Source organism: Streptomyces sp. NPDC102467, from assembly GCF_044765445.1.
GTDB lineage: Bacteria > Actinomycetota > Actinomycetes > Streptomycetales > Streptomycetaceae > Streptomyces.
The window spans coordinates 59,997-86,608 of the sequence record NZ_JBIWKA010000023.1 but is presented as its reverse complement, the minus strand read 5'-3'; the positions used below and the strand labels follow the sequence as shown (position 1 = coordinate 86,608).

General features: G+C 70.2%; 26 protein-coding genes. 6 read left to right on the top strand and 20 right to left on the bottom strand.

Annotated features, from left to right (window positions below; genetic code table 11):
* Positions 1-10 precede the first annotated feature (10 nt).
* The 5 genes from ACIREE_RS37375 to ACIREE_RS37355 form a co-directional block, all read right to left on the bottom strand.
* Positions 11-1,426: an ATP-binding protein gene (locus ACIREE_RS37375; protein ID WP_404162780.1), complete on the bottom strand. Its 1,416-nt coding sequence runs from the start codon at positions 1,424-1,426 to the stop codon at positions 11-13.
* A gap of 37 nt (positions 1,427-1,463) precedes the next feature.
* Positions 1,464-3,023 (bottom strand): SCO6880 family protein, encoded by a 1,560-nt coding sequence (locus ACIREE_RS37370; protein WP_404162777.1) that lies wholly within the window; start codon positions 3,021-3,023, stop codon positions 1,464-1,466.
* Entirely contained in the window at positions 3,020-4,351 is a 1,332-nt protein-coding gene (locus ACIREE_RS37365) for a hypothetical protein (protein WP_404162774.1), read from the bottom strand. Before ACIREE_RS37365 ends, ACIREE_RS37370 begins: the two co-directional genes overlap by 4 nt.
* On the bottom strand, positions 4,341-5,153 hold the full coding sequence (locus tag ACIREE_RS37360) for a hypothetical protein (RefSeq protein WP_404162771.1): 813 nt from the start codon (positions 5,151-5,153) through the stop codon (positions 4,341-4,343). The genes ACIREE_RS37365 and ACIREE_RS37360 overlap by 11 nt, the downstream gene beginning before the upstream one ends.
* A 242-nt stretch (positions 5,154-5,395) precedes the next feature.
* Positions 5,396-5,704 (bottom strand): hypothetical protein, encoded by a 309-nt coding sequence (locus ACIREE_RS37355; RefSeq protein WP_404162768.1) that lies wholly within the window; start codon positions 5,702-5,704, stop codon positions 5,396-5,398.
* 336 nt (positions 5,705-6,040) lie between these two features.
* Between ACIREE_RS37355 and ACIREE_RS37350 the strand changes: the two genes are divergently transcribed.
* Positions 6,041-7,051, top strand: a complete 1,011-nt coding sequence (locus ACIREE_RS37350; protein WP_404162817.1) for an NlpC/P60 family protein — start codon at positions 6,041-6,043, stop codon at positions 7,049-7,051.
* A 178-nt stretch (positions 7,052-7,229) separates the two neighbouring features.
* Entirely contained in the window at positions 7,230-7,946 is a 717-nt protein-coding gene (locus tag ACIREE_RS37345) for a phosphatase PAP2 family protein (RefSeq protein ID WP_404162765.1), read from the top strand.
* Between the two features lie 302 nt (positions 7,947-8,248).
* Here ACIREE_RS37345 and ACIREE_RS37340 read toward each other — a convergent pair whose 3' ends face one another.
* Positions 8,249-9,838, bottom strand: coding sequence for an FAD-binding oxidoreductase (locus ACIREE_RS37340; protein WP_404162763.1), 1,590 nt, complete (start codon positions 9,836-9,838; stop codon positions 8,249-8,251).
* A 170-nt stretch (positions 9,839-10,008) separates the two neighbouring features.
* On the bottom strand, positions 10,009-10,158 hold the full coding sequence (locus ACIREE_RS37335) for a hypothetical protein (protein WP_404162760.1): 150 nt from the start codon (positions 10,156-10,158) through the stop codon (positions 10,009-10,011).
* Positions 10,159-10,276: 118 nt separating this feature from the next.
* On the opposite strand from ACIREE_RS37335, the gene ACIREE_RS37330 reads away from it, so the two are divergent.
* Positions 10,277-11,107, top strand: coding sequence for a hypothetical protein (locus ACIREE_RS37330; protein WP_404162758.1), 831 nt, complete (start codon positions 10,277-10,279; stop codon positions 11,105-11,107).
* Between the two features lie 99 nt (positions 11,108-11,206).
* Positions 11,207-11,392: a hypothetical protein gene (locus tag ACIREE_RS37325; RefSeq protein ID WP_404162755.1), complete on the top strand. Its 186-nt coding sequence runs from the start codon at positions 11,207-11,209 to the stop codon at positions 11,390-11,392.
* A gap of 76 nt (positions 11,393-11,468) precedes the next feature.
* Here the strand turns inward: ACIREE_RS37325 and ACIREE_RS37320 are convergent, their stop codons facing one another.
* Positions 11,469-11,840 carry a metal-sensitive transcriptional regulator gene (locus ACIREE_RS37320; protein ID WP_404162752.1) on the bottom strand — a complete coding sequence of 124 codons (372 nt, stop codon included), beginning with the start codon at positions 11,838-11,840 and terminating at the stop codon, positions 11,469-11,471.
* Positions 11,841-12,040: 200 nt separating this feature from the next.
* On the opposite strand from ACIREE_RS37320, the gene ACIREE_RS37315 reads away from it, so the two are divergent.
* Together ACIREE_RS37315 and ACIREE_RS37310 are read left to right on the top strand one after the other, a co-directional pair.
* Positions 12,041-12,661: a DUF47 domain-containing protein gene (locus ACIREE_RS37315; RefSeq protein WP_404162749.1), complete on the top strand. Its 621-nt coding sequence runs from the start codon at positions 12,041-12,043 to the stop codon at positions 12,659-12,661.
* A gap of 7 nt (positions 12,662-12,668) precedes the next feature.
* The gene (locus tag ACIREE_RS37310; protein WP_404162746.1) at positions 12,669-13,667 is read left to right on the top strand and encodes an anion permease; all 999 of its coding nucleotides are present in this window, start codon (positions 12,669-12,671) and stop codon (positions 13,665-13,667) included.
* 215 nt (positions 13,668-13,882) lie between these two features.
* Here the strand turns inward: ACIREE_RS37310 and pstB are convergent, their stop codons facing one another.
* The 12 genes from pstB to ACIREE_RS37250 form a co-directional block, all read right to left on the bottom strand.
* Positions 13,883-14,659, bottom strand: coding sequence for a phosphate ABC transporter ATP-binding protein PstB (gene pstB / locus ACIREE_RS37305; RefSeq protein ID WP_404162744.1), 777 nt, complete (start codon positions 14,657-14,659; stop codon positions 13,883-13,885).
* Between the two features lie 57 nt (positions 14,660-14,716).
* Positions 14,717-15,793: a phosphate ABC transporter permease PstA gene (gene pstA, locus ACIREE_RS37300; RefSeq protein ID WP_404162741.1), complete on the bottom strand. Its 1,077-nt coding sequence runs from the start codon at positions 15,791-15,793 to the stop codon at positions 14,717-14,719.
* Entirely contained in the window at positions 15,790-16,806 is a 1,017-nt protein-coding gene (pstC, locus tag ACIREE_RS37295) for a phosphate ABC transporter permease subunit PstC (RefSeq protein ID WP_404162738.1), read from the bottom strand. The genes pstA and pstC overlap by 4 nt, the downstream gene beginning before the upstream one ends.
* Positions 16,807-16,922: 116 nt before the next feature.
* Positions 16,923-18,053 (bottom strand): phosphate ABC transporter substrate-binding protein PstS, encoded by a 1,131-nt coding sequence (gene pstS, locus ACIREE_RS37290; RefSeq protein WP_404162735.1) that lies wholly within the window; start codon positions 18,051-18,053, stop codon positions 16,923-16,925.
* A 215-nt stretch (positions 18,054-18,268) separates the two neighbouring features.
* The gene (locus tag ACIREE_RS37285; protein ID WP_404162733.1) at positions 18,269-18,724 is read right to left on the bottom strand and encodes an NUDIX hydrolase; all 456 of its coding nucleotides are present in this window, start codon (positions 18,722-18,724) and stop codon (positions 18,269-18,271) included.
* On the bottom strand, positions 18,694-19,680 hold the full coding sequence (locus ACIREE_RS37280) for a CHAD domain-containing protein (RefSeq protein ID WP_404162730.1): 987 nt from the start codon (positions 19,678-19,680) through the stop codon (positions 18,694-18,696). The genes ACIREE_RS37285 and ACIREE_RS37280 overlap by 31 nt, the downstream gene beginning before the upstream one ends.
* Entirely contained in the window at positions 19,661-22,105 is a 2,445-nt protein-coding gene (locus ACIREE_RS37275; RefSeq protein ID WP_404162727.1) for an RNA degradosome polyphosphate kinase, read from the bottom strand. Before ACIREE_RS37275 ends, ACIREE_RS37280 begins: the two co-directional genes overlap by 20 nt.
* Positions 22,106-22,347: 242 nt before the next feature.
* A complete protein-coding gene (locus tag ACIREE_RS37270; protein ID WP_404162724.1) occupies positions 22,348-23,316 on the bottom strand; it encodes a hypothetical protein in 969 nt (322 codons plus the stop codon).
* Positions 23,313-24,257, bottom strand: a complete 945-nt coding sequence (locus ACIREE_RS37265; protein ID WP_404162722.1) for an ABC transporter permease — start codon at positions 24,255-24,257, stop codon at positions 23,313-23,315. The genes ACIREE_RS37270 and ACIREE_RS37265 overlap by 4 nt, the downstream gene beginning before the upstream one ends.
* Entirely contained in the window at positions 24,254-25,258 is a 1,005-nt protein-coding gene (locus ACIREE_RS37260; RefSeq protein ID WP_404162719.1) for a hypothetical protein, read from the bottom strand. Before ACIREE_RS37260 ends, ACIREE_RS37265 begins: the two co-directional genes overlap by 4 nt.
* Positions 25,255-26,151, bottom strand: coding sequence for an ABC transporter ATP-binding protein (locus ACIREE_RS37255; RefSeq protein WP_404162716.1), 897 nt, complete (start codon positions 26,149-26,151; stop codon positions 25,255-25,257). Before ACIREE_RS37255 ends, ACIREE_RS37260 begins: the two co-directional genes overlap by 4 nt.
* Entirely contained in the window at positions 26,148-26,561 is a 414-nt protein-coding gene (locus ACIREE_RS37250) for a GntR family transcriptional regulator (RefSeq protein WP_404162713.1), read from the bottom strand. Before ACIREE_RS37250 ends, ACIREE_RS37255 begins: the two co-directional genes overlap by 4 nt.
* Positions 26,562-26,612: the final 51 nt, after the last annotated feature.

Below are 26,612 nucleotides of genomic sequence, written 5' to 3'. Positions count from 1 at the left end.
GCACGCCACCTCACGCCACCGTGGACTCGGAGGAATCGCTGAGCCGCTGCTCGACGAAGGACGCCGCCCGTTCCTCGGCCTCCAGCTCGGCCGCGTGCAGGGCGTCGTCGGCGAGCGACGCGTCGGACGCCTCGGTCATCGCGCGGTCGGTGAAGACCAGGGGCCGTTCCGTCTCGGTGATCAGGTGTTTGACCACCTGGACGTTGCCGTTGACGTCCCAGACCGCGATGCCGGGGGTGAGGGTCGGGATGATCTCCACGGCCCAGCGGGGAAGCCCGAGGACCCGCCCCGTCGCCCGTGCCTCGTCCGCCTTCTGGGCGTAGATCGTGCGCGTGGACGCCATTTTGAGGATGGCCGCCGCCTCCTTCGCGGCCGCCCCGTCCACCACGTCGCTCAAGTGATGCACGACCGCCACGAAGGACAGGCCGAGCCGTCGCCCGAACTTCAGCAGCCGCTGGAACAGCTGCGCCACAAAAGGCGAGTTGATGATGTGCCAGGCCTCCTCGACCAGGAAGATGCGCTTCTTCCGGTCGGGGCGGATCCAGGTGTGCTCCAGCCATACGCCGACGATCGCCATCAGGATCGGCATCGCGATCGAGTTGCGGTCGATGTGCGAGAGGTCGAAGACGATCAGTGGGGCGTCGAGATCGATGCCGACCGTCGTCGGGCCGTCGAACATGCCGCGGAGGTCACCGTCGACGAGCCGGTCCAGGACCAGAGCGACGTCGAGGCCCCAGGCCCGTACGTCCTCTATGGCCACGTTCATCGCCTCGGCCGACTCCGGCTCGGGGTGGCGGAGCTGCTCGACGATGTCGGTGAGGACCGGCTGCCGCTCGACGATCGTCTCGTTGACGTAGGCGTGCGCGACCTTGAGCGCGAAGCCGGACCGCTCGTCCAGGCCGTGGCCCATCGCGACCTCGATGATCGTCCGGAGCAGCGCGAGCTGCCCGGTCGTCGTGATCGCCGGGTCGAGCGGGTTGAGCCGGATCCCCATGTCCAGGGCGGCGGTCGGGTCGAGCCGGATGGGGGTTATCCCCAGCTCCTGCGCGATGAGGTTCCATTCGCCGACCCCGTCCTCGCCCTGCGCGTCGAGGACGACGACCTGCCGGTCCCGGAACCTCAACTGCCGCAGTACGTAGGTCTTCTCCAGGGCCGACTTGCCGTTGCCCGACTCGCCGAGGACCAGCCAGTGCGGGGCGGGCAGCTGCTGCCCGTACAGCTGGAACGGGTCGTAGATGTAGCCCTTGCCGGAGTAGACCTCACGCCCGATGATCACGCCGGAGTCGCCGAGGCCGGGCGCGGCGGTCGGCAGGTAGACGGCCTGGGCCTGCCCCGTCGACGTACGCACGGGCAGCCGGGACGTCTCCACCTTTCCGAACAGAAAAGAGGTGAAGGCGTCGGTGAGGAGGGACAACGGATCCCGCATGAGCAGCGCCTACCTTCTGGCCTTGTGGGACACGGGCCTACCGTCGGATGCCGGTGGCGAACGGCAAGGTGTTCACGAACGCCCGGTGATGCTCCCGGTCACACCATTCCAGCTTCAAGTACGACTTTCCGGCCGAGGCCCGGATGGTGCGCTTGTCGCGGGCGAGCGAGTCCGGGTTGCGGGACGAGACCGTGATGTAGCCGACGATGTTGACGCCCGCCGCTCCGCTCGCCAGGTCCTCGCCGCGCTGGTCGAGGCGGCCGTGGGCGGCGATGTCGCGCGGGTCGACGGTCCTGTTCATCTTGGCGGCGCGGGACGCGTCCGCCTCGTCGTTGGTCTTCTCGGTGAGCATCCGCTCGATGGCGACCTCGGTCGGTTCCAGATCCATCGTGACGGCGACGGTTCTGATGACGTCCGGGGTGTGGACCAGCAGCGGCGCGAGGAAGTTCACGCCGACCGGCGTCATCGGCCACTCCTTGACCCAGGCGGTGGCGTGACACCAGGGCGCGCGCGTCGAGGACTCCCGCGTCTTCGCCTGGAGGTAGGTCGGCTCCATCGCGTCGAGCTCGGCCGGCCAGGCGTTCCGCTTCGTCATCGCCTGGATGTGGTCGATGGGGTGGTCCGGGTCGTACATGGAGTGGATGAGCGAGGAGAGGCGGCCCTGGCCGAGCGGCTGCCGTACGCGGATGTCGGCTTCCTGGAGCCGCGAGCAGATGTCGGTGAGCTCGCGTGCCATGACGACGGCGAGGCCCGCGTCCCTGTCGACCTTCTTGCCGGCCTTCGGGCGGGTGGCCCGCGCCATCGCGTTCGCCTCGGAGGCCAGCTCGCGGGTGAAGTGCATGCAGGCCACGAGGTAGGCGCGGTGCTGCTCGCTGCTGGTCGACACCATGGACTGCAGTTGGTCGTACGACTCCTGCAGCCAGCCCAGGGAACGGTCGTCGCCGCGCATGGCGACGTCCTTGGCGTGCGCGTCCGGGTCGGCGGGCAGGGTGCGGGCGAGCATCTGGAGGCGGGTCACGAACCCGTCCCCGTTCGCCACGTGCTTCAGCAGCGTGCCGAACCGGTCGACCAGCGCCTCCTGGTCCTCCGAGTCGCGCAGCCCGACGCCCGGACCCTCGATCTCGATGGCCGCGGTGACCGTGCGCCGGTCGGCGTGGAGCAGGACGGCGATCTCGTCCGGGCCGAACGGGGCGGCGAGCCACGTAAGCCGCCCGATGCCCGGCGGCGGCCCGACCTCGACCTCGCGCCCGTCGAACCGGACCCCGGCCTCCATCGTGCGCGAACGGTAGGCGGTGCCCCGCTTGAGGGAGCGCTTGTAACTGCGGTTGATCTCGAACCACTTGTAGAAGGTGCGGTGCTTGTACGGGACGTAGACCGCGGCCAGGGCAAGGAGCGGGAACCCCATGAGGAGCACGATCCGCATGGACAGGACAGGGACGAGCAGCCCGCACATCATGCCGAGGAACGCCCCGCCGATGATCAGGGCGATCTCACCGGACTCACGGTTCCTGCCGACGATCGCGTTCGGCCGGGCGCGGCCGATCAGATATGTACGGCGGGGCGTGACCGGAGGGGACACATGGGACTGGGTCGTCAACGCCCTGCACCTCCTTGCGGTTTGCTGTTGTAGCCGGAATTGCCGCCCCCGCTGCCGCGGTTACCCGCGTGCGGGGTGTTCGTGGGGCTCGTACGGGGCGGGGGTGCGGCGGAGGGGACAGATCCGCCGCCGCCCCCGGCGGCCGGGCGCGTGCTGTGCGCGGCCACGCCGCCGGACACGGGGTTGGCGGGACGGGCCTGGCTGGCGCCGCCTCCACCGCCACCGCCGCTGTCCGGACGGGCGCTGTGGGTCTTGATGCCCTGCGAGACGAGCGAGGCGGGCGAGGTGAACGCGGCGGCCGCCTTGCCCTCCGCGCCCTGCATGATGCGGTTCTTTCGTACGTTGGCCATCTCGTCGCCGAAGCCCGGGACGAAGCGGTAGATCATGCCGCTCGCGAAGATGGCGAGCAGCACGATGGCGAGTCCTGAGACGACCGCGGCCAGCGAGTCGGGCCCGCCGTTGCCGGTGGTGAGCGCGCCGGCGAGACCCAGCACGATCACGATGACCGGTTTGACGAGAATGATGGCGACCATGATCCCGACCCAGCGGCGGACATGGCCCCACAGGTTCTTGTCGACCATCCCCGAGTACACGACGACGCCGAGCAGGGCGCCTACGTACAGCAGCACGGCCCGCAGATACAGCTCCATGTAGAGCACGCCGGCCGCGACGATGGAGACCAGCGACACGACGATCAGCATGATCGGGCCGCCGCCGATGTCGTCGCCCTGCTTGAGGGCCTCGGAGAACGTTCCGAAGAACGTGTCCGTCTGGTTGCCCGTCGCCTTGGCCAGTACGTCGGTGACACCGTCCGTGGCGGAGACGATCGTGTACAGGATCAGGGGCGTGAAGGCCGAGGCGACCACGGTCAGCCAGAGGAATCCGACGGCTTCCGTGATCGCGGTGGTCAGCGGTACGCCGCGGACGGCTCGTTTGGCGACGGCGAGCAGCCACAGCACGATCGTCAGGACGGCCGACGCGGCGAAGACGACGGCGTACTGCTGCAGGAATTTCTGGTTGGTGAAGTCGACGTCGGCGGTCTTCTGTACGGCTTCGCTGAGTTGGTCGACGGTCCAGGAGGCGGCTTCCGCGCAGCCCTTGGCGAGGCTGGAGAGTGGGTCCAGGGGGTTGGTGGTGTCGGGGGCCAGATTGCCGCCTGTGGGGGCGCTCTTCTTGTTGCCGCGTTGGCAGTACTGCTTGGCGGGACCCACGATGAGGTCGCAGTTGTCCTCGGGAGCCGCGACGGCGCGGGCCGAGAGGAGGACGACCGCTGTCTGTACGGCGACGGCGGTGCCGGTGAGTTTGAGCGCGAGTCGGCTACCGGGCATAGGTGAACCCTCCGTACTCCTCGACGGCCTTGGCGATCTCGTCGGCCGACGAGACCTTGTTGTCGCCGTTCACGGGGGACGGGCCGTCCTTCTGGGAGAAGCTCTCGACCTTCCAGTCGCCGTTCACCCAGCGCAGCTTGAGCGTCATGGTGAACCAGTCGTTGGTCACCGGGTTCTTCGAGGCCTCCCCGGCCGTGCCGAAGGCACCGGTGCACCAGACCTCGGCGGTCGCCGTGCTGTCGGCGTAGGCGGTCGTCCTGGTGCCGACCGGCACGGTGCGGGAGACGTAGGTCTGACCCGCGGCGGCGTTGCCGTTCTCGTCGAGGCCGACCTTGGCCAGGAAGTCCTTCGAGTACGCGTTGTCGAACCGCGCCTGGAGGGAGCTCACCCGGTCGGCGACGAACAGCCGCGCCAGGATGTCGGGCCTGCGGTCCGGTTTGAGGATGTCCGCCGAAACGAGCTGGACCGCATAATTCGCCGCGGCCGACTGCACCCCTTGCTCATCATGGGCGAACCCCGACCCCACCGCTTTCGTGCCGGTCGGTGACGTGGGAGAGGATTTCGGGCCGTTGTCCGATTTCGCGGAGCCGCCGGAGGCACCGTCGTCGCCCCGGTTCGCGAAGGCGATCGCCGCGATGAGGAGCACCACGACGCCGACCACGGTGACCAGGGAACGGGACGAGGAGCGGCCGCCTCTTCGCGCGCCTCCGTACACGTCGCCGCCCGAGCCCTCGGGGAGCCGCGTCCGGGTCTGCCCGGTGCCGCCGTAGACGTCGTCGTCCCGCCGGTCGTCGACACTCATAGCGCGCACGTCCCCTCAACCTCGTGCTGAACCGTCGAATACGCCGCATACGACGGTAGCCGCACTGGTTCCCGTGCGGGCGCGGTGTGGTGACTGGACATCAGGGAGACGCAACCTCAGCCGGTGGGCACGACAGGACGGATGGTGTAGAGGGGTTATTAGAGGTAACCGGGTGGGACCGGACCGAAACTGACGGCGTGCCCGCCGCGGGACATGCGGCGAGGGGACCGGGGGCCGCCGGGCTACACGGCCATGCCGTACACGATCGTGAAGAGCGTGCCGAGGGATCCGATGATGAAAACCCCGGTCAGGCCCGCGACGATCAACCCCTTGCCCTGTTCGGCGCTGAAGGTGTCGCGCAGGGCCGTGGCCCCGATCCGTTGCTTGGCCGCGCCCCAGATCGCGATGCCGAGGCAGAGCAGGATGGCCACCGCCATCACTACCTCGATCATTACGCGTGCCTCGTTGCCCAGGCTCCCGAACGGGCCCCAGTCGGGGGCGATCCCGCCGATAATGGTCGTGATGTCGCCCTTTTCGGCTGCCATCAGCATGTGTAACTCACCGCCCCATGTGGGTAGTTCTGTCGCCTCCGCCGCAGCGCAGAGGTCAGGCCCATTCTGACCCAGATTGGCGCTGATGCCTGCACACTTGGCGCCATTCGTTGGCCGAGTTCGTACGGTCCCGCGGTCGCGGGGCCGCCTCGCGGGGCGGTTCCGTATGCGAGGGAACGTATGGTCACTCTGTGTATCACGCCTGGTCACGCCGGGCAACGACGGTTCGCGGTGTCCTGGCGCCCGGGGAGCCGCCGGTGAACTGCCGGTCGCGCGGCCGGGACGGCTCTAGACTGTGACGCCGGTGGACTCCCGTGCGGCGAAGGGCGGTTGACGGTGCGTAAGGCGTGGATCGTCGCAGGATCGGCCGTCGCCGGGGGGACCGGGTTCGTGAGCCTGCTCGTCGTCGGTACGTACATGGCGGCCGGGAGCCTGACGAACGGGGTCGGTCAGGGGGCCGTCGGGCTCGCCAAGGGCGCTGTGCCCGCCGCATACCAGTCGCTGGTGCAGAAGTGGGGCAACATGTGCCCCGCCATCAACCCGGCGCTGCTCGCCGCGCAGCTCTATCAGGAGAGCGGCTTCAACCCGAAGGCCACGTCTCCCGCGAAGGCGTACGGCATCGCGCAGTTCATCTCGGGGACCTGGGCCGCGCACGGTGTCGACGGGGACGGCGACGGGGACCGTGACATCTGGGACCCGAACGACGCGATCCCCTCGGCCGCCTCGTACGACTGCAAGCTCGCCTCGTACGTGAAGGACGCGCCCGGCGATCAGACGAAGAACATGCTCGCCGCGTACAACGCGGGGGCGTACGCCGTCATCAAGTACGGGGGCGTGCCGCCGTACCGGGAGACGCAGAACTACGTGAAGACGATCACGACGCTGGAGAAGTCGTTCGCCAGGCCCGTGGGGCGGGTGCAGCCCTCGCAGCAGGCCGCGGCGGCGATCTACTACGCGCAGAAAAAGCTGGGCACCCCCTACCTGTGGGGTGGGAACGGGACGGCGGACCAGGGTGGGCGGTTCGACTGTTCCGGGCTGACCAAGGCCGCGTACGAGGCGGTGGGCGTGGAGTTGCCGCGCGTCGCCAATGACCAGTACAACGCCGGGGCGCACCCGAAAAGGGACGAGTTGCTGCCGGGAGATCTGGTGTTCTTCTCGGACGATCTCAGCAACAGCCGCGCCATCCGGCACGTGGGCATCTACGTCGGCGGCGGTTACATGATCGACGCGCCGCGACCTGGTGCGGTCATCCGTTTCGACCCCGTCGACACGCCGGATTACTTCGGCGCGACGCGGGTCACCGAGGACGGCGCAGAGGCTTTGCCCAGCACGTCACCCGAAGTGTGACGTGGCTTGAACTCTCCGTTAACGCCCGGCCCTGAGCTGCGGGTTTCCATCTCTCTTCGATAACGTCTGGGTGATCGTTCGGTGGAGTGCGGAACGTTGGGAACGGGAATGTGCGTTCCTCTTGCTGAACCGGAAAACAGACCACGGGGGTGGCTGAAGACGAAGGGGCCGCTGAATCATGGCTGGACTCGAGGCACTCGAGAGTTCCGGATCAAACCCTGACGTCTCGCTGCTCTACGACATCAATGGGCTCACGGACGCCACACCGGGCTGGTTCGACAAGGCCATGGAGTTCGTCGGCGAGTACGGAATTCTGCTCGGGCTCGTGGTCGTCGTGGTGTGGTGCTGGTGGGGCGCCCGGCGCCGGGGCGCGCTCGACGACGCCGCCTCGTCCGTCGCCGCCGTGGTGTGGGCGCCGCTCGCCGCGGCCGCCGCGGTCCTGGTGAACGCGCCGATCCGGTCCTTCGTCGAGCGGCCGCGGCCCTTCAAGGACCACGACGGGCTCACCGTCCTGGTGACGGGGAAGAACGACTTCTCGTTCGTCAGCGACCACGCGACGCTGGCCATGGCGATGGGCGCCGCGCTCTTCGTCGCCCACCGCAAGCTCGGCCTCGCCGGGATCGCCCTCGCCGTGATCGAGGGGTTCTGCCGGGTCTTCATGGGCGTGCACTACCCGACCGACGTCATCGGCGGGTTCGCGCTCGGCACCGCTGTCGCGCTACTGCTCTCGCCGCTCGCGTCGGCGCTGCTCACGCCGCTGGCCAGGGCGATCGGGCGGTCCCGTGCCGGATGGCTGGTGTGGGCGCCTAGGTCTGTGGTGCCGGCTCCGGGAGCGGTGGAGCTTCCAGAGGCCCGGGGGTCCGGCTCGGCCGAGGAGCGGGATCTGGCCGCGTAGTCGCCCGGCTGCCCGCGCGCGACCGGGAGAGTCCGGTGGCGGCGGCGGCCAGCGCCACGGTCGCGGAGGCCGCCGCGAGCGGGCCCGCCTCGGAGTGTGCTGATCCGTCGTCAAGGGCGGCCGCCACGGCGGCACCCAGGGTGAGGACGACGGCGGAGGCCGCGGAGGCCGCGACTATTCGGGGCTTGTTCATGAGTCCAGCGCAACCCCGCCCGGTGCTTTGGGCCACCCGAGGGCGTGTCGCGTGGTCCATACGGGGTGGGGGTTGCCCGATCCGGCCCCGCGCGGCCCGGTGAGGCGCCCTACAGCGCCTGCGGGAAGCTGAAGAAGCCCGACGGGTCGTAACTGCGCTTCACCTTCGTCAGACGGTCGGCGGCGGCGCCGTAGTAGGCCTGCTTCCAGTCCGTCAGGGTCGCGTCCGTGTAGTTCTGGTACGCCGCACCCGACGCGTACGGGCGCATCGCGGTGTGGGCCTTTTTCAGCCACCCCTGGGCGGCCGTGCCGGAGGTGCCGGCCCGCCACGACACGATGTACTGCGCGAGCATCCGCGAGCGGCGGTGGACGAACGCCGTGGCCGTCGGGTCGACCCGGTTGATCGCGCCGCCGAGCGCGGTGAGGGCGACGGAGCCCGCGCCCGCCGTCACCGCCTCCATCTGCTTGAGCAGGGCGCGCACGCCGGCGTCCGACAGCGAGCGGTCGAAGAAGTCCGAGTGCGCCGCGTAGGTCTCGCGCTGCAGCGCGCCTTGCGCGGAGCGGCCGGGGGTGGCGCCGGGGAGGTGGCACTGGGCGTCGGAGGAGAAGGCGGAGCAGCCCGCGTAGACCTCCATCGACTCCTCGTAGGAGCGGCGCTTGAGCGAGACGGAGGTGGCCGGGCCCGGACCGCCGGGGCCGTCGGCGAGGCGGTCCACCGCGTTCTGCAGTTCGGTGTACGTGCCGAGCGAGAAGGCCGATACGGAGATCGTGGGGCGCCCGCCCGCCGCGTTCGCCACGTGCAGCGACGACCAGATCTCGTCGGCCTGGTCGGGGCCCCACTTCTGCCAGGCCTTGAGGACCGTCGCCGCCTTCGACCAGGGCCACGTCATGTACGCGGAGACGGCCTGCGGCGCCGGGTGGGTCTTGAAGCGGAGCTCCGTCACCACGCCGAACTGGCCGTTGCCCGCGCCGCGGAGCGCCCAGAACAGCTCTTTGTTCGTCGAGGAGTCGGCGGTGAGCTGCTTGCCGTCCGCCGTGATGATCGTGGCCTGCGTCAGGCTGTCGCAGGTCAGGCCGTAGGCGCGGGAGACCACTCCGTGGCCGCCGCCCAGGGTGAGGCCGGAGACGCCGACCGTGGGGCAGGAGCCCGCCGGTATCGTGACGCCCTTCGCGGCCAGGGCCCGGTAGACGTCGATGAGTTTGGCGCCCGCGCCGACCACGGCCTCGCCGCCGGAGGCGCGGACCGTCTTCATACGGGACACGTCGAGGATCAGCCGGCCGTTGCCCGAGGACCAGCCCGCGTACGAATGCCCGCCGTTGCGTATGGCGACCGGGACCTTGTGGGCGCGGGCGTACGCGAGGGTCGTCCGGAGGTCGTCCGGCCCGGCGACGTAGGCGACCGCGCTCGGCTTCAGCGCGTCGAAGCGGGTGTTGTACAACTGGCGGGCCGCCGCCCACGCCGACTGGCCGGGGCGGACGAGGGAACCGTCGAGGTCCTTGGCCAGCGCGTCCAGGTTCGCCGCGGCGCGGACCGTCGATGAGGCGCTCGCGCTCGTGGTGCGGAGCGGGGCCGAGGACGAGGCCGTGGGCGACGCGGGCGACGAAGGCCCGGACGAGGCACCGCCGTCCGCGCTGCAGGCGGATATCGCGCCCGCGCCGATTGCGGCCGCCGAGGCCGTGATGAACGTACGCCGCTGCATGCCGTGTCTCCCTGGGCCACCGGTTGCTTCCCGTGGTGCAAGACGAGATCTGTGAGCCACGGGTTCCCGGTGCCCGCCAGGGCGGGTTCTAGGGCCTGTCTGACAGTTCCCGTCGTTGCCCGAAGGGCGGCCAGGCGTCGCGCCGGCAGACGGGAAATGTCAGACAGGCCCTAGGCGGCCTGGACGTGGTCCTCCGCGTCGGTGCGGGCTCTGCTGCGGGCCCTTCTCGCGGGGCCGCGCCAGCCGCAGGTGCACCGGGCCAGGCAGAACCGGCCCTGTTCCACGACCGTCGTCGCATGATCATGCTGCTGTTGCGCCACGCGGCCACGGTAACGGGCTCGGGTAAACCACCGTTCGCGTGACGGTCGACCCTACTCGTCGTTAACCGGTCAGCAGCGGGGCCGCAGACGCACGGAACAGCTTGGGGGTAGACAAGCGATGGTGGTGCAGCACAGGCGCCCGACGAGACGAGCGGCGGCGGCCCTCGCCACGGCGGGAATCGTGGCCGGGACCGCCGGTTGCGGCGGCGGCGCCGCGGCGGGTGACCGGACCGCGGATCCGGCCCGGGTCGTCCGCCAGGCCGCCGACCGGCTGGTGCGCGAGGGCAGTTCGCAGGCGCGTACGTCGATGGAGATGGCCAGCGGTGGCACGCGGGTCACTGTTCGGGGCACCGGCGTCTACGACTACCGCAGAGGTCTGGGCGAGCTGAAGGTGCAGCTGCCGCAGGACGCGGCCGGCGCGCAGGAGCACCGGCCGATCACCGAACTGCTCGCTCCCGGCGCCCTCTTCATGAAGAACCGCGGCGCGGGTGTGCCCGCCGACAAGTGGGTGCGGGTCGAGACGGCCTCGCTGACCGACGGCAATCTGGTCACCGGCGGCGCCACCGATCCGCTCGCCGCGGCCGAACTCCTGCGGGGCGCACATGCCGTGACGTATGTGGGTGAGAGCGACATCGCGGGTGTGCGGACCCGCCATTACAAAGGGACCGTCGATCTTCTCGTCGCGGCGAAGGCGGCGTCCGCGGGGAACAAGGGGGCGATCGCCGCGGCGGCGAAAGGGTTCGGCGCCTCGCCGGTGCCGTTCGACGTGTACCTCGACGACGAGGGACTCATCCGCAAGGTCAGGCACCGGTTCAGCTTCGCCAACGCCCAGGAGAAGAAGGACGTCGCGGTGGCGTCGACGACCCTGCTCTACGGGTTCGGGAAGCCCGCGAGTGTCCGGCTGCCGCGGAAGAAGGACATCTACGCGGGCCGGGTAGCAGAGAAATAGGGGTCCTGTCGGGGGCCGGAAATGGTTCTTCCGTGCCATGCGCGGCCCGTGCGGTGCTCCCTACTCTGGGAAGTCGACCGACGATGGCTGGAAGAGGTGATGAACGTGGCTCCCCTGAGCGGTACAGCGGTCCAGGACCACGTCGCCCTCGCCGAGATCGAGCTGTGCGGTGAGTTGATCATCGCGGCGTCCGCCGCCTCGGAGGGGCGGCTGAGCGCGGACCGGATCGATGAGGTGCTGCGGGTGGCCGACGCGCTGCCCGGCGGTACGAGCGGCGAGGACTGATACCGAGGGCAAGGACCCCGGGCCCAGCCCTCGCTCGGGGAACTCGTCAGGTACGCAGCCCTCTCGTACGCGGTACTCAGGTCCGCAGCAGCCGGGCGATCGCCTTCGTGGCCTCCTCGACCTTGGCGTCGATCTCGTCGCCGCCCTTGACCGCGGCGTCGGCGACACAGTGCCGCAGGTGCTCCTCGAGGAGCTGGAGCGCGAAGGACTGCAGCGCCTTCGTGGAGGCAGAGACCTGCGTGAGTATGTCGATGCAGTAGACGTCCTCGTCGACCATCCGCTGCAGGCCGCGGATCTGGCCCTCGATGCGGCGCAGGCGCTTGAGGTGCTCGTCCTTCTGGTAGTGGTAGCCGTGGATGCCGCGGTCGTGGTCGGTCACGATCTCGGTGGCCCCGGCCGTGGGCGTCTGTGCGGCGTCCGCCGCCGGCTGGCTCGCGTCCGTGGTCATCGTGTCCGACCTCCCGTGGTGGTTCCACATACCCCCTGCGGGTATATGATACCGGACTTTCCGGGGGTCCTGCCGGTTCGCGGGACCCCGTGCTGATCACTGTGCCTGATGGGCGACACTGGGGGAACGCCGGTTAGCCGTGGCCGGATGATGCGCCTAGCATCAGCCTGACCCAATCCAGAGCACCCCGAGGACCCCACGTGCGCTTTCGTCTGACCCCCAGGGAGACGAGCTTCTACGACATGTTCGCCGCATCCGCGGACAACATCGTCACGGGCTCGAAGCTCCTGATGGAACTGCTCGGAGCGGACACGTCCGCCCGGGCCGAGATCGCGGAGCGGATGCGGGCAGCCGAACACGCCGGTGACGACGCAACGCACGCGATCTTCCACCAACTCAACTCCTCGTTCATCACGCCGTTCGACCGCGAGGACATCTACAACCTCGCCTCGTGCCTCGACGACATCATGGACTTCATGGAAGAGGCCGTCGACCTGGTCGTCCTCTACCAGGTGGAGGAGCTTCCCAAGGGTGTGGAGCAGCAGATCGAGGTCCTCGCCCGGGCAGCCGAGCTGACCGCCGAGGCCATGCCGAACCTGCGCACCATGGCGAACCTCACCGAGTACTGGATCGAGGTCAACCGGCTGGAGAACCAGGCCGACCAGATCCACCGCAAGCTGCTCGCCCAGCTCTTCAACGGCAAGTACGACGCCATGGAAGTTCTGAAGCTGAAGCAGATCGTCGATGTGCTGGAAGAGGCGGCTGACGCCTTCGAGCACGTGGCCAACACGGTGGAGACGATCGCCGTGAAGGAGTCCTGACCGGCTCATGGACACCTTCACCCTGATCGTGACGATCGGCGTCGCGCTCGGATTCACGTACACGAACGGCTTTCACGACTCCGCGAACGCCATCGCCACATCCGTATCCACCCGTGCGCTGACGCCCCGTGCGGCACTCGCCATGGCCGCGGTGATGAACCTCGCCGGTGCCTTCCTGGGCAGCGGGGTCGCCAAGACGGTCAGCGAAGGCATCATCGCCACCCCCGAGGGCAACAAGGGGATGGGGATCCTCTTCGCGGCGCTGGCCGGCGCGATCGTCTGGAACCTCGTCACCTGGTACTTCGGGCTGCCCTCTTCGTCCTCGCACGCCTTGTTCGGTGGCATGGTCGGCGCCGCGCTCGCCGGGGGGACGACCGTCTACTGGTCCGGGGTGCTCGACAAGATCGTCATCCCGATGTTCACGTCGCCGGTGATCGGTCTCGTCGTCGGTTACCTCGTGATGACGCTCATCATGTGGATGTTCCGGCGCTCCAACCCGCACAAGGCCAAGCGCGGATTCCGTATCGCGCAGACCGTCTCGGCGGCCGGTATGGCGCTCGGCCACGGTCTGCAGGACGCGCAGAAGACCATGGGCATCGTGGTCATGGCGCTGGTCATCGGCGGTCACGAGAGCTTCGAGGACCCGATTCCGGTCTGGGTCAAGATCGTGTGTGCGCTGATGCTGTCGCTCGGTACGTATGCCGGTGGCTGGCGGATCATGCGCACCCTGGGTCGCAAGATCATCGAGCTGGATCCGCCGCAGGGGTTCGCCGCGGAGACCACGGGGGCCTCGATCATGTTCGGGTCCGCGTTCCTGTTCCACGCGCCGATCTCGACGACGCACGTCATCACTTCGGCGATCATGGGTGTCGGGGCGACGAAGCGTATGAACGCCGTGCGCTGGGGCGTCGCCAAGAACATCGTGATCGGGTGGTTCATCACGATGCCGGCCGCGGCGCTTGTCGCTGCCGCTTCGTACGGGATTGTCTGGCTGGCCTTCGGATAAGCCCCGCTGGGGCTCAGCCACGTATAAGCCGCAGTCGCGTCTGCTCGGTACATGAGCAGACGCGACCGCGGCTTTTTCGTGGCTGGGCGCGCAGTTCCCCGCGCCCCTGGCCGGGTCAAAGTGAGAGCCCGCCCCCTACCGGGGCGGGCTCTCCAGCCTCGTGGCGGCACCGCCATGCAGCGCCACGAGGAGTCCGGGTCAAGGGCGGCCGGCCCCTAGCCGAAGCGGCCCGAGATGTAGTCCTCCGTGGCCTGGACCGACGGGTTGGAGAAGATGCGTTCCGTCTCGTCGATCTCCACGAGCTTGCCGGGCTGGCCGACCGCCGAGAGGTTGAAGAACGCCGTGCGGTCCGAGACGCGGGCCGCCTGCTGCATGTTGTGCGTCACGATGACGATCGTGAAGCGCTCCTTGAGCTCGCCGATCAGGTCCTCGATGGCGAGGGTCGAGATCGGGTCGAGGGCCGAGCAGGGCTCGTCCATGAGCAGGACGTCGGGCTCGACCGCGATGGCGCGGGCGATGCACAGGCGCTGCTGCTGACCGCCGGAGAGGCCAGAGCCCGGCTTGTTCAGGCGGTCCTTGACCTCGTTCCAGAGGTTGGCGCCCTTGAGGGACTTCTCCACGACGTCGTTCAGCTCGGACTTCTTGTAGCTGCCGTTGAGCTTCAGGCCCGCCGCCACGTTGTCGAAGATCGACATCGTGGGGAAGGGGTTGGGGCGCTGGAAGACCATGCCGACCGTGCGGCGCACGGCGACGGGGTCGATGTGGGTGCCGTACAGGTCCTCGTCGTCGAGGAGGACCTTGCCCTCGACGCGGCCGCCGGGGGTGACCTCGTGCATCCGGTTGAGGGTGCGCAGGAAGGTCGACTTGCCGCAGCCGGAGGGGCCGATGAAGGCCGTCACCGAGCGGGGCTCGACCGTCATCGAGATGTCTTCGATCGCCTTGTGGGATCCGTAGAAGGCGGTGAGTCCGCTTACGTCGATTCGCTTGGCCATGGGGTCAGTTCACTTCCGGTTTTGAGTCGCTGAGAGCGCCGTAGCGCTGTAGCCGCGTCAGCGGCTCGTCTTCGGGGCCTTCCAGCGGGCGACGCCGCGGGCCACGAGGTTGAGGATCATGATGAAGGCGATGAGGACCAGGGCCGCGGCCCAGGCGCGGTCGTACGCCGCCTCGCTGCCGCCGCTGCTCGCGTACTGCTGGTAGATGTACAGCGGCAGCGAGGCCTGCGGGCCGTCGAACGGGTTGCCGTTGATCAGCGGGTTTCCGAAGACCAGCAGCAGCACCGGGGCCGTCTCGCCCGCGATGCGGGCGACCGCCAGCATCACGCCGGTCAGGATGCCGCCGAGCGAGGTCGGCAGGACGACCTTGAGGATCGTGCGCCACTTCGGGACGCCGAGGGCGAGGGAGGCCTCGCGCAGCTCGTTCGGGACGAGCTTGAGCATCTCCTCGGTGGAGCGGACCACGACCGGGATCATCAGGATGGACAGGGCCATCGAGCCGGCGAAGCCGGAGAAGCCGAAGCCGAGGATCAGGATCCAGAAGCTGAGGATGAACAGGCCCGCGACGATCGACGGGATGCCCGTCATGACGTCGACGAAGAAGGTCACCGCCTTGGCGAGCTTGCCGCGGCCGTACTCCACCAGGTAGATCGCGGTCAGCAGACCGATCGGGACCGAGATCAGGGTGGCGAGGCCGACCTGCTCCAGGGTGCCGAGGATCGCGTGGTAGATGCCGCCGCCGGGCTGGTAGGCGGTGACGAAGCCCATCGAGTGCGACAGGAAGTACGGGTCGAGGACGGTGATGCCGCGCTTGACCGTCTCGTAGACCAGGGAGGCGAGCGGGATCACGGCCAGGATGAACGCGACCCAGACGATGCTGGTCGCGACCCGGTCCTTGGCCTGGCGCCGGCCCTCGACCTTCGCGGCGAGGCCGTAGGTGCCGAGGACGAAGAGCAGGGCGGCGAGCAGCCCCCACTGGATGTGGCTGGTCAGGCCGCCGATCAGGCCGATCGCGCAGCCCGCGGCGACCGAGCCGAGTGCGATGGCCCAGGGGGACCACTTGGGCAGGCGCGCGCCGTGCAGGGAGGAGGGGCGCTTCGCGGGCGCGGGCGTGGGCGTCGTCGCGTGGCTCATGCGTTGGCCCCCGAGTACTCCTTGCGGCGGGCGATGATCATCCGCGCGGCGCCGTTGACCAGCAGGGTGATGACGAAGAGGACGAGACCGGAGGCGATGAGGGCGTCGCGGCCCTGGTCGTTGGCCTCGGAGAACTTCGCGGCGATGTTCTGTGCGAAGGTGCCGCCGCCCGGGTCGAGCAGGCTGGCGTGGATCAGGAAGTCGGGGGAGAGGACCGTGGCGACGGCCATCGTCTCGCCGAGCGCGCGGCCGAGGCCGAGCATCGACGCGGAGATCACACCGGAGCGGCCGAAGGGGATCACCGACATGCGGATGACCTCCCAGCGGGTGGCGCCGAGCGCGAGGGCCGCCTCCTGGTGCATCTGGGGGGCCTGTCGGAAGACCTCGCGGGAGACGTTCGTGATGATCGGCAGGATCATGATCGCCAGCAGGACGCCGACGGCGAGCAGGGTGCGCGGGGCGCCGCCCTGCCAGGAGAAGATGCCGGTCCAGCCGAAGTAGTCGTCGAGCCAGCTGTAGAGGCCGGTCATGTGCGGCACCAGGAAGAGGGCGCCCCACAGGCCGTACACGATGGACGGCACGGCGGCCAGCAGGTCGATCACGTAGCCGATGACGCCGCTCAGCTTCTTCGGCGCGTAGTGCGTCAGGAAGAGCGCGATGCCGACGGCGACGGGGACCGCGATCAGCATGGCGATGATCGAGGTGACGATCGTGCCGAAGGCGAGGACGGCGATGCCGAAGACGGGCGGGGTCGCGGTCGCGTTCCACTCGAAGGTGGTGAGGAAGTTGCCCTCGTTCTTCGAGAGGACCAGCGAGGCGCGGTAGGTCAGGAAGACCGCGATCGCGGCCATGATCACCAGCAGCAGGATGCCCGAGCCGCGCGAGAGACCGAGGAAGATCCGGTCACCGGGGCGGGTGGCGCCGCGTTCGGCGCGCTTCTGCTGGGCGGGGGTCGGGCGATCGGCGGGCGCCGGTGGCGCGGGTGGTTGCGTGGCTATGTCTGTGTTGTCCATGGGGGTCTCCGGTCTGCGAAGTCCTTTGCCGCGTTCGGCGGTCTCGTACGGGACTTCTGGCGGCGGTGCACCGGACGGTGCGGGCCACCCGTGGTGTGGGGCGGCCCGCACGCGGGTCAGCTGATGCTGGCGACGGTCTCGCGGACCTTGGCGTTGATCTCCGTGGGGATCGGGGCGTAGCCCAGGTCGGCGAGGGCGGCCTGGCCCTCTTCGGAGGCCGTGTAGGTCAGGAAGGACTTGGTCGCGGCGAGGGTGTCCGACTTGTTGCCCTTGTCGCAGACGATCTCGTACGTGACCAGGGTGATCGGGTAGGCGCCCTCGGCCTTGGTCGCGTAGTTCAGCTCCAGGGCGAGGTCCTTGCCGGTGCCGATGATCTTGGCGTCGGCGATCGCCTTGGAGGCGTTCTCCGTGGTGGCCTTGACCGGGGCGGCGGCGCCCGTGTCGATGTCGACGGTCTTCACGCCGTCCTTGGCGTAGGACAGCTCGAAGTAGGAGATGGCGCCGTCGGTCTGCTTGACCTGCTGGGCCAGACCGGACGAGCCCTGTGCGGACTGGCCGCCCTTGGCCTGCCAGGCCTTGCCGCCCTCGTACTTCCAGTCGCTCGCGGCCGTGGCCTTGAGGTACTTGGTGAAGTTGTCCGTGGTGCCGGACTCGTCCGAGCGGTGGTACGCCTGGATCTTGGTGGAGGGCAGCTTCGCGTCGGGGTTGAGCTTCGCGATCGCCGGGTCGTTCCACTTGGTGATCTTCGAGTCGAAGATCTTGGCGAGGGTCGGGCCGTCCAGGACGAGGTTGTCGACGCCCGAGACGTTGTACGCGACCGCGATCGGGCCGCCGACCATCGGGAGGTCGATGCCCTGGCCGGTCTTGCAGACCTTCTTCGAGGCGGTGACCTCTTCGGGCTTGAGCGCCGAGTCGGAGCCGGCGAAGGCGACCTGGCCCTGGTTGAACGCGGTGACACCGGCGCCCGATCCGTCGGGCTTGTAGTTGATCTGCACGCCCGAGCAGGCCTGCGCGTAGGCCTGGCGCCAGGCGTCGACCGCGTTGGCCTGGGCCGAGGAGCCGATGCCAAGGAGCTGGCCCTTGGCGTCGTCGCACTTGATGTTGCCGGCCTTGGCCGACGAGCTGGAGCCGCCCCCGCCGGTGCTGTTGGTGTCGTCGGAGCCGCACGCCGTGAGGGCCAGGGCGCCGGAGACGGCGAGAGCGCCGAGAGAGAGGGCGCGGAGCCGGTTCTTGCGCTGAAGCTTCACCTTCGGGTTTTCCTTCCAGGAGCCGCCGGCCTCTTGTCTGTCTGTGGCGGCGTGCGATCTGCGGATGTTTCAGATGAACGGTGGGGCTTGCCCCCGTCTCGGGGACTCACCGTCTAAGGCCGAAATTAAGCAGATCAAGTGAAGCGCCCCATGGCCGTGAGTGAACGGAGGGTGAACCTAAGCAGGCGGTGTGGTTAGGTCACGGAGCGATTACGTCAGGTGGCGTGGAGGGCGGCCAGCAGAGCGTCCAGAATCTTGCGGTCGCGGGGCTGCGTCAGGCGGTTGCGGGCGGCCATGGGCGGCAGCCACACGATGCGGTCGACCTCGTCGTTCGGGGTGAACGTGCCCGACGTGGCCTCCGCCGCCCAGTAGTCGACCTTCTTGGGGCGGCCGTTCGCGAGATAGCGCACGGTGGGCAGAGTGGCGCCGGGGGCGCACGCGTGGCCGGTTTCCTCCCGTACCTCACGCAGCGCGCCCGTCAACGGGTCCTCGCCGCGCTTCAGCTTGCCTTTCGGATGCGACCAGTCGTCGTACTTGGGTCGATGAACGAGGCAGATCTCCAGGCCGCCGTCGATCGCCGACCGCCGCCACAGGACGCAGCCCGCCGCTCGGATGGTGTTCATGTCGTCCTCGTGCACGGTCACGGGGTTCCCACCGCCTCTCTGTGCCATGCCCCCCTGAACGCGATCCTGGCGGCCTCCACCTGATGGCGCTGGTCCGCGTGGAGCACGCCCAGGGCGTACGCCGTCGCCGGGGCGATGCGCGGGGTGCGGGCCGCGTGCGCGGCCGCGCCGGCGGCCTCGGCGGCGTCGCGGTGCGCGTTCAGGGCGTGCGCCGCCTCGTTCTCCTTGCGGTTCTCCTCGCGGCGTAGGTCGCTCGCGGGGCCCTCTGGGGTGACCTCCTGCGCGTAGCGGTGCAGGCGCAGCAGCAGGCGTACGTGGTGCCAGGGGGTGTCGGCGTCCGGGTTGTAGGGGTGGCCGGTGTCGTGCAGCGCGGCGACCGCCTCCGTGAGCCGGTTCTCGGCGGCCTCGGCGAGCTTCTTCAGCTCCGCGTCCGCGCCGCGGAGCGGGACCTCGCTGGCGAGTACGGCGACGCTGTCCGCCACCGCGTGGAACCGGGACGAGCCGAGCGCTCCCAGAGCCGTGCTGTGGGCTCTCGTCTTGGCGAGGGTCAGTTGGCGGTCGAGCAGGGCCGCCGCCTTGGCCGCGCCGAGCGTGAGGGTCTCCCGCGCGGGCGGCGCCGCGTCCTTCTCCGCACGCGGCGCCGGTGGCCCCGCCGACCCGCCCCGCCCCGCCGCGGTGAGCCGGTGCAGTGCCTCGTTCAGCCGCTGCAACCGCTCCGCGTACGCGTGCTCCTGGGCCAACGTGCCCGAGAGCCACGCCAGTTCGGGGCGCAGGCCGTCGGACCACTCGGCGTCGAGCAGCGGGCGGAACGTGTGCAGCGTGCCGCTGATGCGACGGGCGGCGCGGCGCAGGGCGCGGGCCGCGCCCGCCGTCTCTCCGGCCGCGCCGCTCTCGCGGTGCTGGCGCAGGGCGCGCAGGAACTCGGTCGCCTGGGCCCGCAGATAGGACGCCAGGACGGCTTCGGCGGTGTGCGCCGTGCCGGGATCAAGGTGTTGCTGTGCCACGCCGGCGCCTCCGGGCGTCTATGAGCATCTCCTGTACGTTGCGCAGCGGCCGCCCGTCCGCGTCCAGCGCGTGCCGGGTCCAGTTGCCGTCCGGGCCCAGGTGCCAGGAGGCGGTGGTGTCGGACATCCCCGTTTCGAGGAGCCGGCTGAGGGCCGCGCGGTGCGCCGGGTCCTCGACGCGGACCAGGGCCTCGATGCGGCGGTCGAGGTTGCGGTGCATCATGTCGGCGCTGCCGATCCACACCTCGGGCTCGCCGCCGTTGCCGAAGGCGAAGACGCGGGAGTGCTCCAGGAAGCGGCCGAGCACCGAGCGGACCCGGATGTTCTCGGACAGGCCCGCGACCCCGGGCCGCACCGCGCAGATCCCGCGGACCCACACGTCCACCGTGACGCCCGCCTGCGACGCCCGGTACAGCGCGTCGATGACGGCCTCGTCGACCATCGAGTTGACCTTGACGCGGACGTAGGCGGGGCGGCCCGCACGGTGGTGCTGGACCTCCTTCTCGATCCGCGTGATCAGGCCCGTACGAAGGGACTTGGGGGCTACGAGCAGACGGCGGTAGGTCTCCCGGCGCGAGTAGCCGGACAGCCGGTTGAAGAGGTCGGAGAGGTCGGCCCCGACTTCCTGATTGGCCGTCAGGAGGCCCAAGTCCTCATACAGGCGCGCCGTCTTGGGGTGGTAGTTGCCGGTGCCGACGTGCGAGTAGCGGACGAGCTGGTCGCCCTCCTGGCGGACGACCAGGGAGAGCTTGCAGTGCGTCTTCAGGCCGACGAGGCCGTAGACGACATGGCAGCCCGACTCCTCCAGCTTCCGCGCCCACTTGATGTTGGCCTGCTCGTCGAAACGTGCCTTGATCTCGACCAGGACGAGGACCTGCTTGCCGGCCTCGGCGGCGTCTATCAGCGCGTCCACGATCGGGGAGTCGCCCGACGTCCGGTACAGCGTCTGCTTGATGGCGAGCACGTCCGGGTCGTTCGCGGCCTGCTCCAGGAAGGCCTGCACGGACGTGGAGAAGCTGTCGTACGGGTGGTGCAGCAGGACATCGTGCTGGCGGAGCGCCGCGAAGACGTCGGGTGCCGAGGACGACTCGACCTCGGCGAGGTCGCGGTGGGTGCCCGCCACGAACTTCTGGTACTTCAGCTCGGGCCGGTCCAGGACCGCGATCGCGAACAGACCCGTGAGGTCGAGGGGGCCCGGCAGCGGGTACACCTCGGCCTCGCTCATCTTCAACTCCCGTACGAGCAGGCTCAGTACCTCGGAGTCGATGCTCTCCTCGACCTCCAGGCGCACCGGCGGCCCGAAGCGGCGCCGCATGAGCTCCTTCTCCAGGGCCTGGAGCAGGTTCTCGGCGTCGTCCTCCTCGACCTCCAGGTCCTCGTTGCGGGTCAGCCGGAACATGTGGTGCTCCTCGACCGTCATGCCGGGGAAGAGCTCGCCAAGGTGGCGGGGGGCCGCGATGACGTCCTCGATGGGGACGTAGCGCTGCGGGGAGGCCTCCAGGAAGCGGGCGAGGAGGGGCGGCACCTTGACGCGGGCGAAGTGGCGGTGGCCCGACACGGGGTTCGAGACCACGACCGCGAGGTTGAGGGAGAGCCCCGAGATGTACGGGAACGGGTGCGCGGGGTCGACGGCCAGCGGCGTCAGGACCGGGAAGATCTGCTGCATGAACAGCGTGTAGAGCCGCGCCTGCTCCTTGTCGGTCAGCTCGTTCCAGCGCACGACGTGGATGCCCTCGTCGGCCAGGGAAGGGGCGACCTCGTCCTGGTAGCAGGCGGCGTGCCGGGCCATGAGCTCGCGGGAGCGGTTCCAGATCAGCTCCAGGACCTCGCGGGGCTGCAGCCCCGAGGCCGAACGGGTGGCGACGCCGGTCGCGATGCGCCGCTTGAGCCCTGCCACGCGGACCATGAAGAACTCGTCGAGGTTCGAGGCGAAGATCGCCAGGAAGTTCGCGCGCTCCAGGAGCGGGGTGTTCGGGTCCTCGGCCAGCTCCAGGACCCGCTCGTTGAACGCCAGCCAGCTGCGCTCCCGGTCCAGGAAACGGCCCTGCGGGAGCTCCGCGTCCTCCCGGCCCGCGTACTCGTCCTCGTAGTCGTCGGGGTCCGCGTCGATGTCGGCGACGATCCCGGCGAGCTTCGCGGCCGCCCGCTCGAAGTCGCCGCCCGCCACGGGTTGCGGGCGGAGCGCGGCGAGCGAGCCCACGGACGGCTGGGGCTGCGGGGCCGAGGTGGCCCCCGGCGCGGCGGCGGTCGGGTCCTGTGCGGCGTTCGGCTGGCTCATGGCCCCATTCTTCCGCGCGGAGACCGTCTTGGGCGCGCCGGGCAGATCGGAGAGCGCGGGCGCGAGATAGAGCCGGCCCTGCGGCGCGGGCTCCGGCGGCGCGGGCTCCGGCGAGGCCTTCGCGGGATCGGACGCGGGGGGTTGCATTCCGTGAGCGTCGCAAGCCCGTCTGAATCGCCGGTTACGGCGACATGACGTGCGGGATATGGGCGGGCGGCCCCGGGGCGTCTACGGGGGCGGGTGTTTGTCGGCTGGGAAGTGGCGGGGCCGGGGTTTTGGTGCGGGCCGCTGTTGGTTGACCGGGCGCCGTCGGGGTTTTTCCTGTGTGTGGCCGCGGGCCGGTGGGGACTTCTCGCGCAGTTCCCCGCGCCCCGTCGGGGCGCACACCGTCAAGCCGTGCGGCGGCGCAGGAGCCAGAACGTGGCGGCGACGGTGGCCGCGGTGATGGTGAGGACGACGGTGGATTCCGCAAGTTGTAGGGGCCAGTAGTGGGACGACGGGTGGTACGTCACCCAGAAGTCGCGGAACTGGGCGGTGCAGCGGCGCAGGTCGGCGCCCTGGTCGCCGACGCAGGCGTTGTTGTTCGTGACGCGCTCGCCGGTGCGCAGGACCGTGCCGTGCACCAGGACTTGGGCGTCGGCCGGCGGGCGCAGGGCTCCCGTGCCGGTGGTGGTCACCGTCGGCCACAGGCTGACCCGGTAACGCCCGAGCAGGGTGGAGACGGCGAACAGCGCGGCGACGGCGAGTGCCGGGCTCTTGACGGTACTGCGGGTGAACAGGCCCGCGAATGCGCCGAAAGCCAGGCCCAGCAGTGCGTACGCGACCGGGAGCAGGCCCGTGGGGACGAACGCCTCGTCGGCGTACCAGGCAGTGCCGAGGAAGTCGTCGGAAGCGCCCCACGCCGCCCGGTTCAGCAGGGCGAGCGGGGTCAGGGTCGCGATGATCAGCGCGGCCGGCGCGGCCAGTGTCGTAGCGAGCCAGCGGGGTGGGGAGACGGACTGGGTCCAGAGCAGGGCGGCGGTGCCCCGCTCCAGCTCGCGGCCGATCAGGAGGGCGCCCGCGTACGCGGCCACCAGGAACGGGGTCACCGTGAGGAGCGTGCCCGCCGCGGCGGTGAGCTGCTCGTAGTGGGTCCGGGGCCCGCTGAACACCTCGCACATGTCGCCGCCCACGCAGCGCGGCTCGTCCCGCCGCGCTGCCGCCGCCCCCGGCCCGCCCAGCCACAGCAGGGCTCCGCCGACGAGGAGGACGTACCCCGCCCACACCCACAGGGCCGTACGGTGCAGGCGCAGTACGGGGCGCAGGCTGCCGGTGGGGCGGGGGCGCGGCAGGGTGAGGGCGGGGGCGGAAGTGGTCACCGGGCGACTCTCCTTCTCAGGATGCGGAACGCGAGGAACGTGATGCCTCCGGCGAGGAGCAACAGCAGCCCCGTCTCGACCAGTTGGAGCGGCCAGAAGTGGGAGGGCGGGTGGCCCTCGGTGTAGAAGCCGGTGATGTGGCGATCGGTGAGGCAGGCGCGGTTGTCGCCGCACATGGGGTCGGCGACAACCGCGCCGGAGCCCGTGATCGCACCCTCGTCCCGGACGTCGCCGGTGAAGCCGGGGTAGCCCTGGCGGAGACTGCCGGTCGCGGTGACAGTGGGCCACAGGTGTGGGCGCAGCACCCCCGCGAGCACGGTCAGCAGGAGCAGGAGCACGCCGGAGAAGCCCGCCGCGGGCAGGGCCTTTCTCTGCCACAGGGCGCCGAGGGCCCCGCACGCCAGGCCGAGGAGGGGGAGCGCCACGGCCGTCGTGCCCAGAACATCGAAGGTGCCGGACACGTACCACTGGTTGTCGGGGAGCCCGGGGGCCCGCGCGGCGACCGCGTGGCGCAGCGCCACCAGGAGGCCGGTGCCGACGGTGAGCAAGAGGGCGGGCAGGGTCAGCTTCGCGGTGAGCCAGCGGACCGGGGACATGGACTGCGTCCAGGCCAACTGGGCGGTGCCGTGCTCCAGTTCGCGGCCGATGAGCATGCCGCCCGTGAACACAGCGGCGAGCAGGGGCACGGCGCCCATGGACGCCTGGACGGCGTCGAGCACGTGGCGGTACGTGTCCGCGGTCGGGCCGGTCGCGGTGCAGGAGTTGCCGATCCCCGGCACGCAGTGTCCGGTGATGTCGAGCCCCGCAGAGCCGGGCCCCCACAGCCACAGCAGCAGCCCCGCCGCCACGGCGACGTAACCGATCCATGCCCCCAGGGCGATCCGGTGCAGCCGCAGCACGGTCCAGGTGAGGCCCTTCGGGCGGGTGAGGGCGATGCTCATGCGGTGGCCTCCTTCGTGACCTTCGCGGCGCGGCGCGGCTGGTACCGGCGCAGGACGAGGAATGCCGCGACGACGGCGAGGACGGTGAGGCCGAGCAGGATGCCCGTCTCGGTGAGCTGGCGGGGCCAGTAGTCGGGGGAGGGCAGGTAGTGGCGGGTGAAGCCGGTGACGTGGTGCCGGGCGAGGCACTTCAGGTCCTCGTAGCAGCCGGGGTCGGTGATCTCGGCGCCGCCGGAGGTGATCGCCTTGTTGTGGACCGGGAGTTCGGGCTGCTGGTAATTCCCCTGGAAGGGCCAGGAGTTGCCGCGCAGCGCGCCGGCCAGGTACTGGCCGATCCCGGCGACGGCCAGGGCGGGCAGGGTGCGGCGCACGACCAGCGCGACGAGCACGCCGAACGCGAGACCGAACAGCGCGTTCGCCACCGTGGCCGGGCCGACGGAGAAGGCGATGTCGCGCGGGCCGATGCCGGCGACGAGCAGATGGTTGCGCCCGTCCCAGACCAGCCGGTACAGGGCGACGACCAGGCCGGTGCCGACGGTGATGAGCAGCGCGGGCACGGCCAGCTTGGCGGCGAGCCAGCGGGCCGGCGACACGGACTGGGTCCACGCCAACTGGGCGGTGCCCGACTCCAGTTCACGCGCGATCAGCGGGCCCGCGGCGAACACGGCGACGGCGACCGCGGCGATCCGGGTCAGCGACAGCGGGTTGTAGAAGACGGAGTCGAAGGAGCCGAGGAGGGGGAGGCTGTCGGACAGCCCGCGAAAGGCGTTGTCCTGCGCCCCGCTGTAGCCGAACGCGTCGAACGCCTGCTGCGCGGCCGACGAGCCGGGCCCCCACAGCCACAGCAGCAGACCGACGCTGATCACGACGTAGCCGAGCCACATCCACAGGGCCGTGCGGTGCAGCCGCAGCACGGTCCACACCAGGCCGTCCGGGCCCGGCAGGGTGCGCCGGGGCGGGTGGGCCTCGGTGTCGGGCCGCTTCAGGGTCGCCGTGCTCATGCGGACACCGCCGTACCGGACGTGCGGACGGTGGTGCCCGGGGTGAGCAGGGCCGGGGCGTCGGGGGAGCGCAGGTGGGCCAGGAGCAGCTCCTCCAGGGAGGGTTCCTGGACCTGCCACTCGTCGCCGAGCGGTCCGTCGCGGCGGATCAGCGCGGTGGTGCCGCGGCCCGAGGCGCGGGACTCCACGACCGTGTGCCGGGACAGGTCGCCGCGCCCGGTGACCAGGCTGTGCGCGCCGGTCAGGTCGTCGATGCCGCCGCCGAGCCGGATCCGGCCGCCGCCCAGGAGCAGCAGGTGGTCGCAGGCGTCGGCCAGCTCGGCCACGATGTGGGAGGACATCAGCACGGTCGTGCCGTGCTCGGCGGCGTCCGCCATCAGCGTGCCCATCAGCTCGTGCCGGGCGAGCGGGTCCAGGTCGGCCATCGGTTCGTCCAGGAGCATCAGCTCGGGCCGCTTGCCCAGGGCCAGGGCGAGCGCGACGCGGGTGCGCTGGCCACCGGAGAGGGCGCGGACGCGGGCCTTCGGGTCGAGGGCGCCCTGCTCGACGACCTTCGCCGCGTAGGCCGCGTCCCAGCGGCCGGGGTTCAGCTCGGCGCCCATGCGCAGTGTGTCGGCGATGGACAGCTGGGGGTGCAGGGGCTTGTCCTGCGAGAGGTAGGCGACCTTCGCGCGGTGCTCGCCGGGGGCGCCGCCCAGCACCTCGATCCGCCCCGAGTTCTGCCGCATCAGGCCCGCGGCGATCGCCAACAGGGTGGATTTACCTGCCCCGTTGGGCCCGACGAGAGCGCTGATCCGGCCCGTGGGCAGCCGGAACGAGCAGTCGTCCAGGGCGACGCCGCCGCGCCGCCCGTACCTCTTGACGAGGCCGGTCGCCTCGATGGCCGTGCTCATGGGGTCCCCTTGCCGGTGGTGCTGAAGTGTGCTTCCAATGCGCTGGCGAACAGGGCCGCCACGTCCTCGCGGTCGAGCCCCGTCTCCTTCGCCCGTCTCGTCCAGTCGTCGAGCTCCGCCCGCAGGGGCGAGTCGGCCGGTGCGGATCCGAGGGATCTGCGGACGAACGTGCCCAGGCCGCGGCGGGCCTCGACGAGCCCCGCCCGCTCCAGCTCGCGGTACGCCTTGAGCACGGTGTTCGGATTGATGGCCGTCGCCTCGACCACCTCGCGGGCGGTGGGCAGCTTGTCGCCCGGTTCGAGCATGCCCATGCGCAGGGCCTGCTCGGTCTGGTGGACGATCTGCAGATAGGTGGCGACGCCGCTGTGGCGGTCGATCCGGAACTCGATGACGTACTCGCGCTCACCCACTGGCGTACCCCCCTTTCACTACTTTCACTAATCAAGTAGTGAAAGGGTGAT

Excerpts from the sequence above, each read along its gene's own strand:
- ACIREE_RS37375 (WP_404162780.1), bottom strand. The coding sequence starts at position 1,426 with ATGCGGGATCCGTTGTCCCTCCTCACCGACGCCTTCACCTCTTTTCTG.
- ACIREE_RS37365 (WP_404162774.1), bottom strand. The coding sequence starts at position 4,351 with ATGCCCGGTAGCCGACTCGCGCTCAAACTCACCGGCACCGCCGTCGCC.
- ACIREE_RS37360 (WP_404162771.1), bottom strand. The coding sequence starts at position 5,153 with ATGAGTGTCGACGACCGGCGGGACGACGACGTCTACGGCGGCACCGGG.
- ACIREE_RS37355 (WP_404162768.1), bottom strand. The coding sequence starts at position 5,704 with ATGCTGATGGCAGCCGAAAAGGGCGACATCACGACCATTATCGGCGGG.
- ACIREE_RS37345 (WP_404162765.1), top strand. The coding sequence starts at position 7,230 with ATGGCTGGACTCGAGGCACTCGAGAGTTCCGGATCAAACCCTGACGTC.
- ACIREE_RS37340 (WP_404162763.1), bottom strand. The coding sequence starts at position 9,838 with ATGCAGCGGCGTACGTTCATCACGGCCTCGGCGGCCGCAATCGGCGCG.
- ACIREE_RS37330 (WP_404162758.1), top strand. The coding sequence starts at position 10,277 with ATGGTGGTGCAGCACAGGCGCCCGACGAGACGAGCGGCGGCGGCCCTC.
- ACIREE_RS37325 (WP_404162755.1), top strand. The coding sequence starts at position 11,207 with ATGAACGTGGCTCCCCTGAGCGGTACAGCGGTCCAGGACCACGTCGCC.
- ACIREE_RS37320 (WP_404162752.1), bottom strand. The coding sequence starts at position 11,840 with ATGACCACGGACGCGAGCCAGCCGGCGGCGGACGCCGCACAGACGCCC.
- ACIREE_RS37310 (WP_404162746.1), top strand. The coding sequence starts at position 12,669 with ATGGACACCTTCACCCTGATCGTGACGATCGGCGTCGCGCTCGGATTC.
- pstB (WP_404162744.1), bottom strand. The coding sequence starts at position 14,659 with ATGGCCAAGCGAATCGACGTAAGCGGACTCACCGCCTTCTACGGATCC.
- pstA (WP_404162741.1), bottom strand. The coding sequence starts at position 15,793 with ATGAGCCACGCGACGACGCCCACGCCCGCGCCCGCGAAGCGCCCCTCC.
- pstC (WP_404162738.1), bottom strand. The coding sequence starts at position 16,806 with ATGGACAACACAGACATAGCCACGCAACCACCCGCGCCACCGGCGCCC.
- ACIREE_RS37285 (WP_404162733.1), bottom strand. The coding sequence starts at position 18,724 with ATGGCACAGAGAGGCGGTGGGAACCCCGTGACCGTGCACGAGGACGAC.
- ACIREE_RS37275 (WP_404162727.1), bottom strand. The coding sequence starts at position 22,105 with ATGCAACCCCCCGCGTCCGATCCCGCGAAGGCCTCGCCGGAGCCCGCG.
- ACIREE_RS37265 (WP_404162722.1), bottom strand. The coding sequence starts at position 24,257 with ATGAGCATCGCCCTCACCCGCCCGAAGGGCCTCACCTGGACCGTGCTG.
- ACIREE_RS37260 (WP_404162719.1), bottom strand. The coding sequence starts at position 25,258 with ATGAGCACGGCGACCCTGAAGCGGCCCGACACCGAGGCCCACCCGCCC.
- ACIREE_RS37255 (WP_404162716.1), bottom strand. The coding sequence starts at position 26,151 with ATGAGCACGGCCATCGAGGCGACCGGCCTCGTCAAGAGGTACGGGCGG.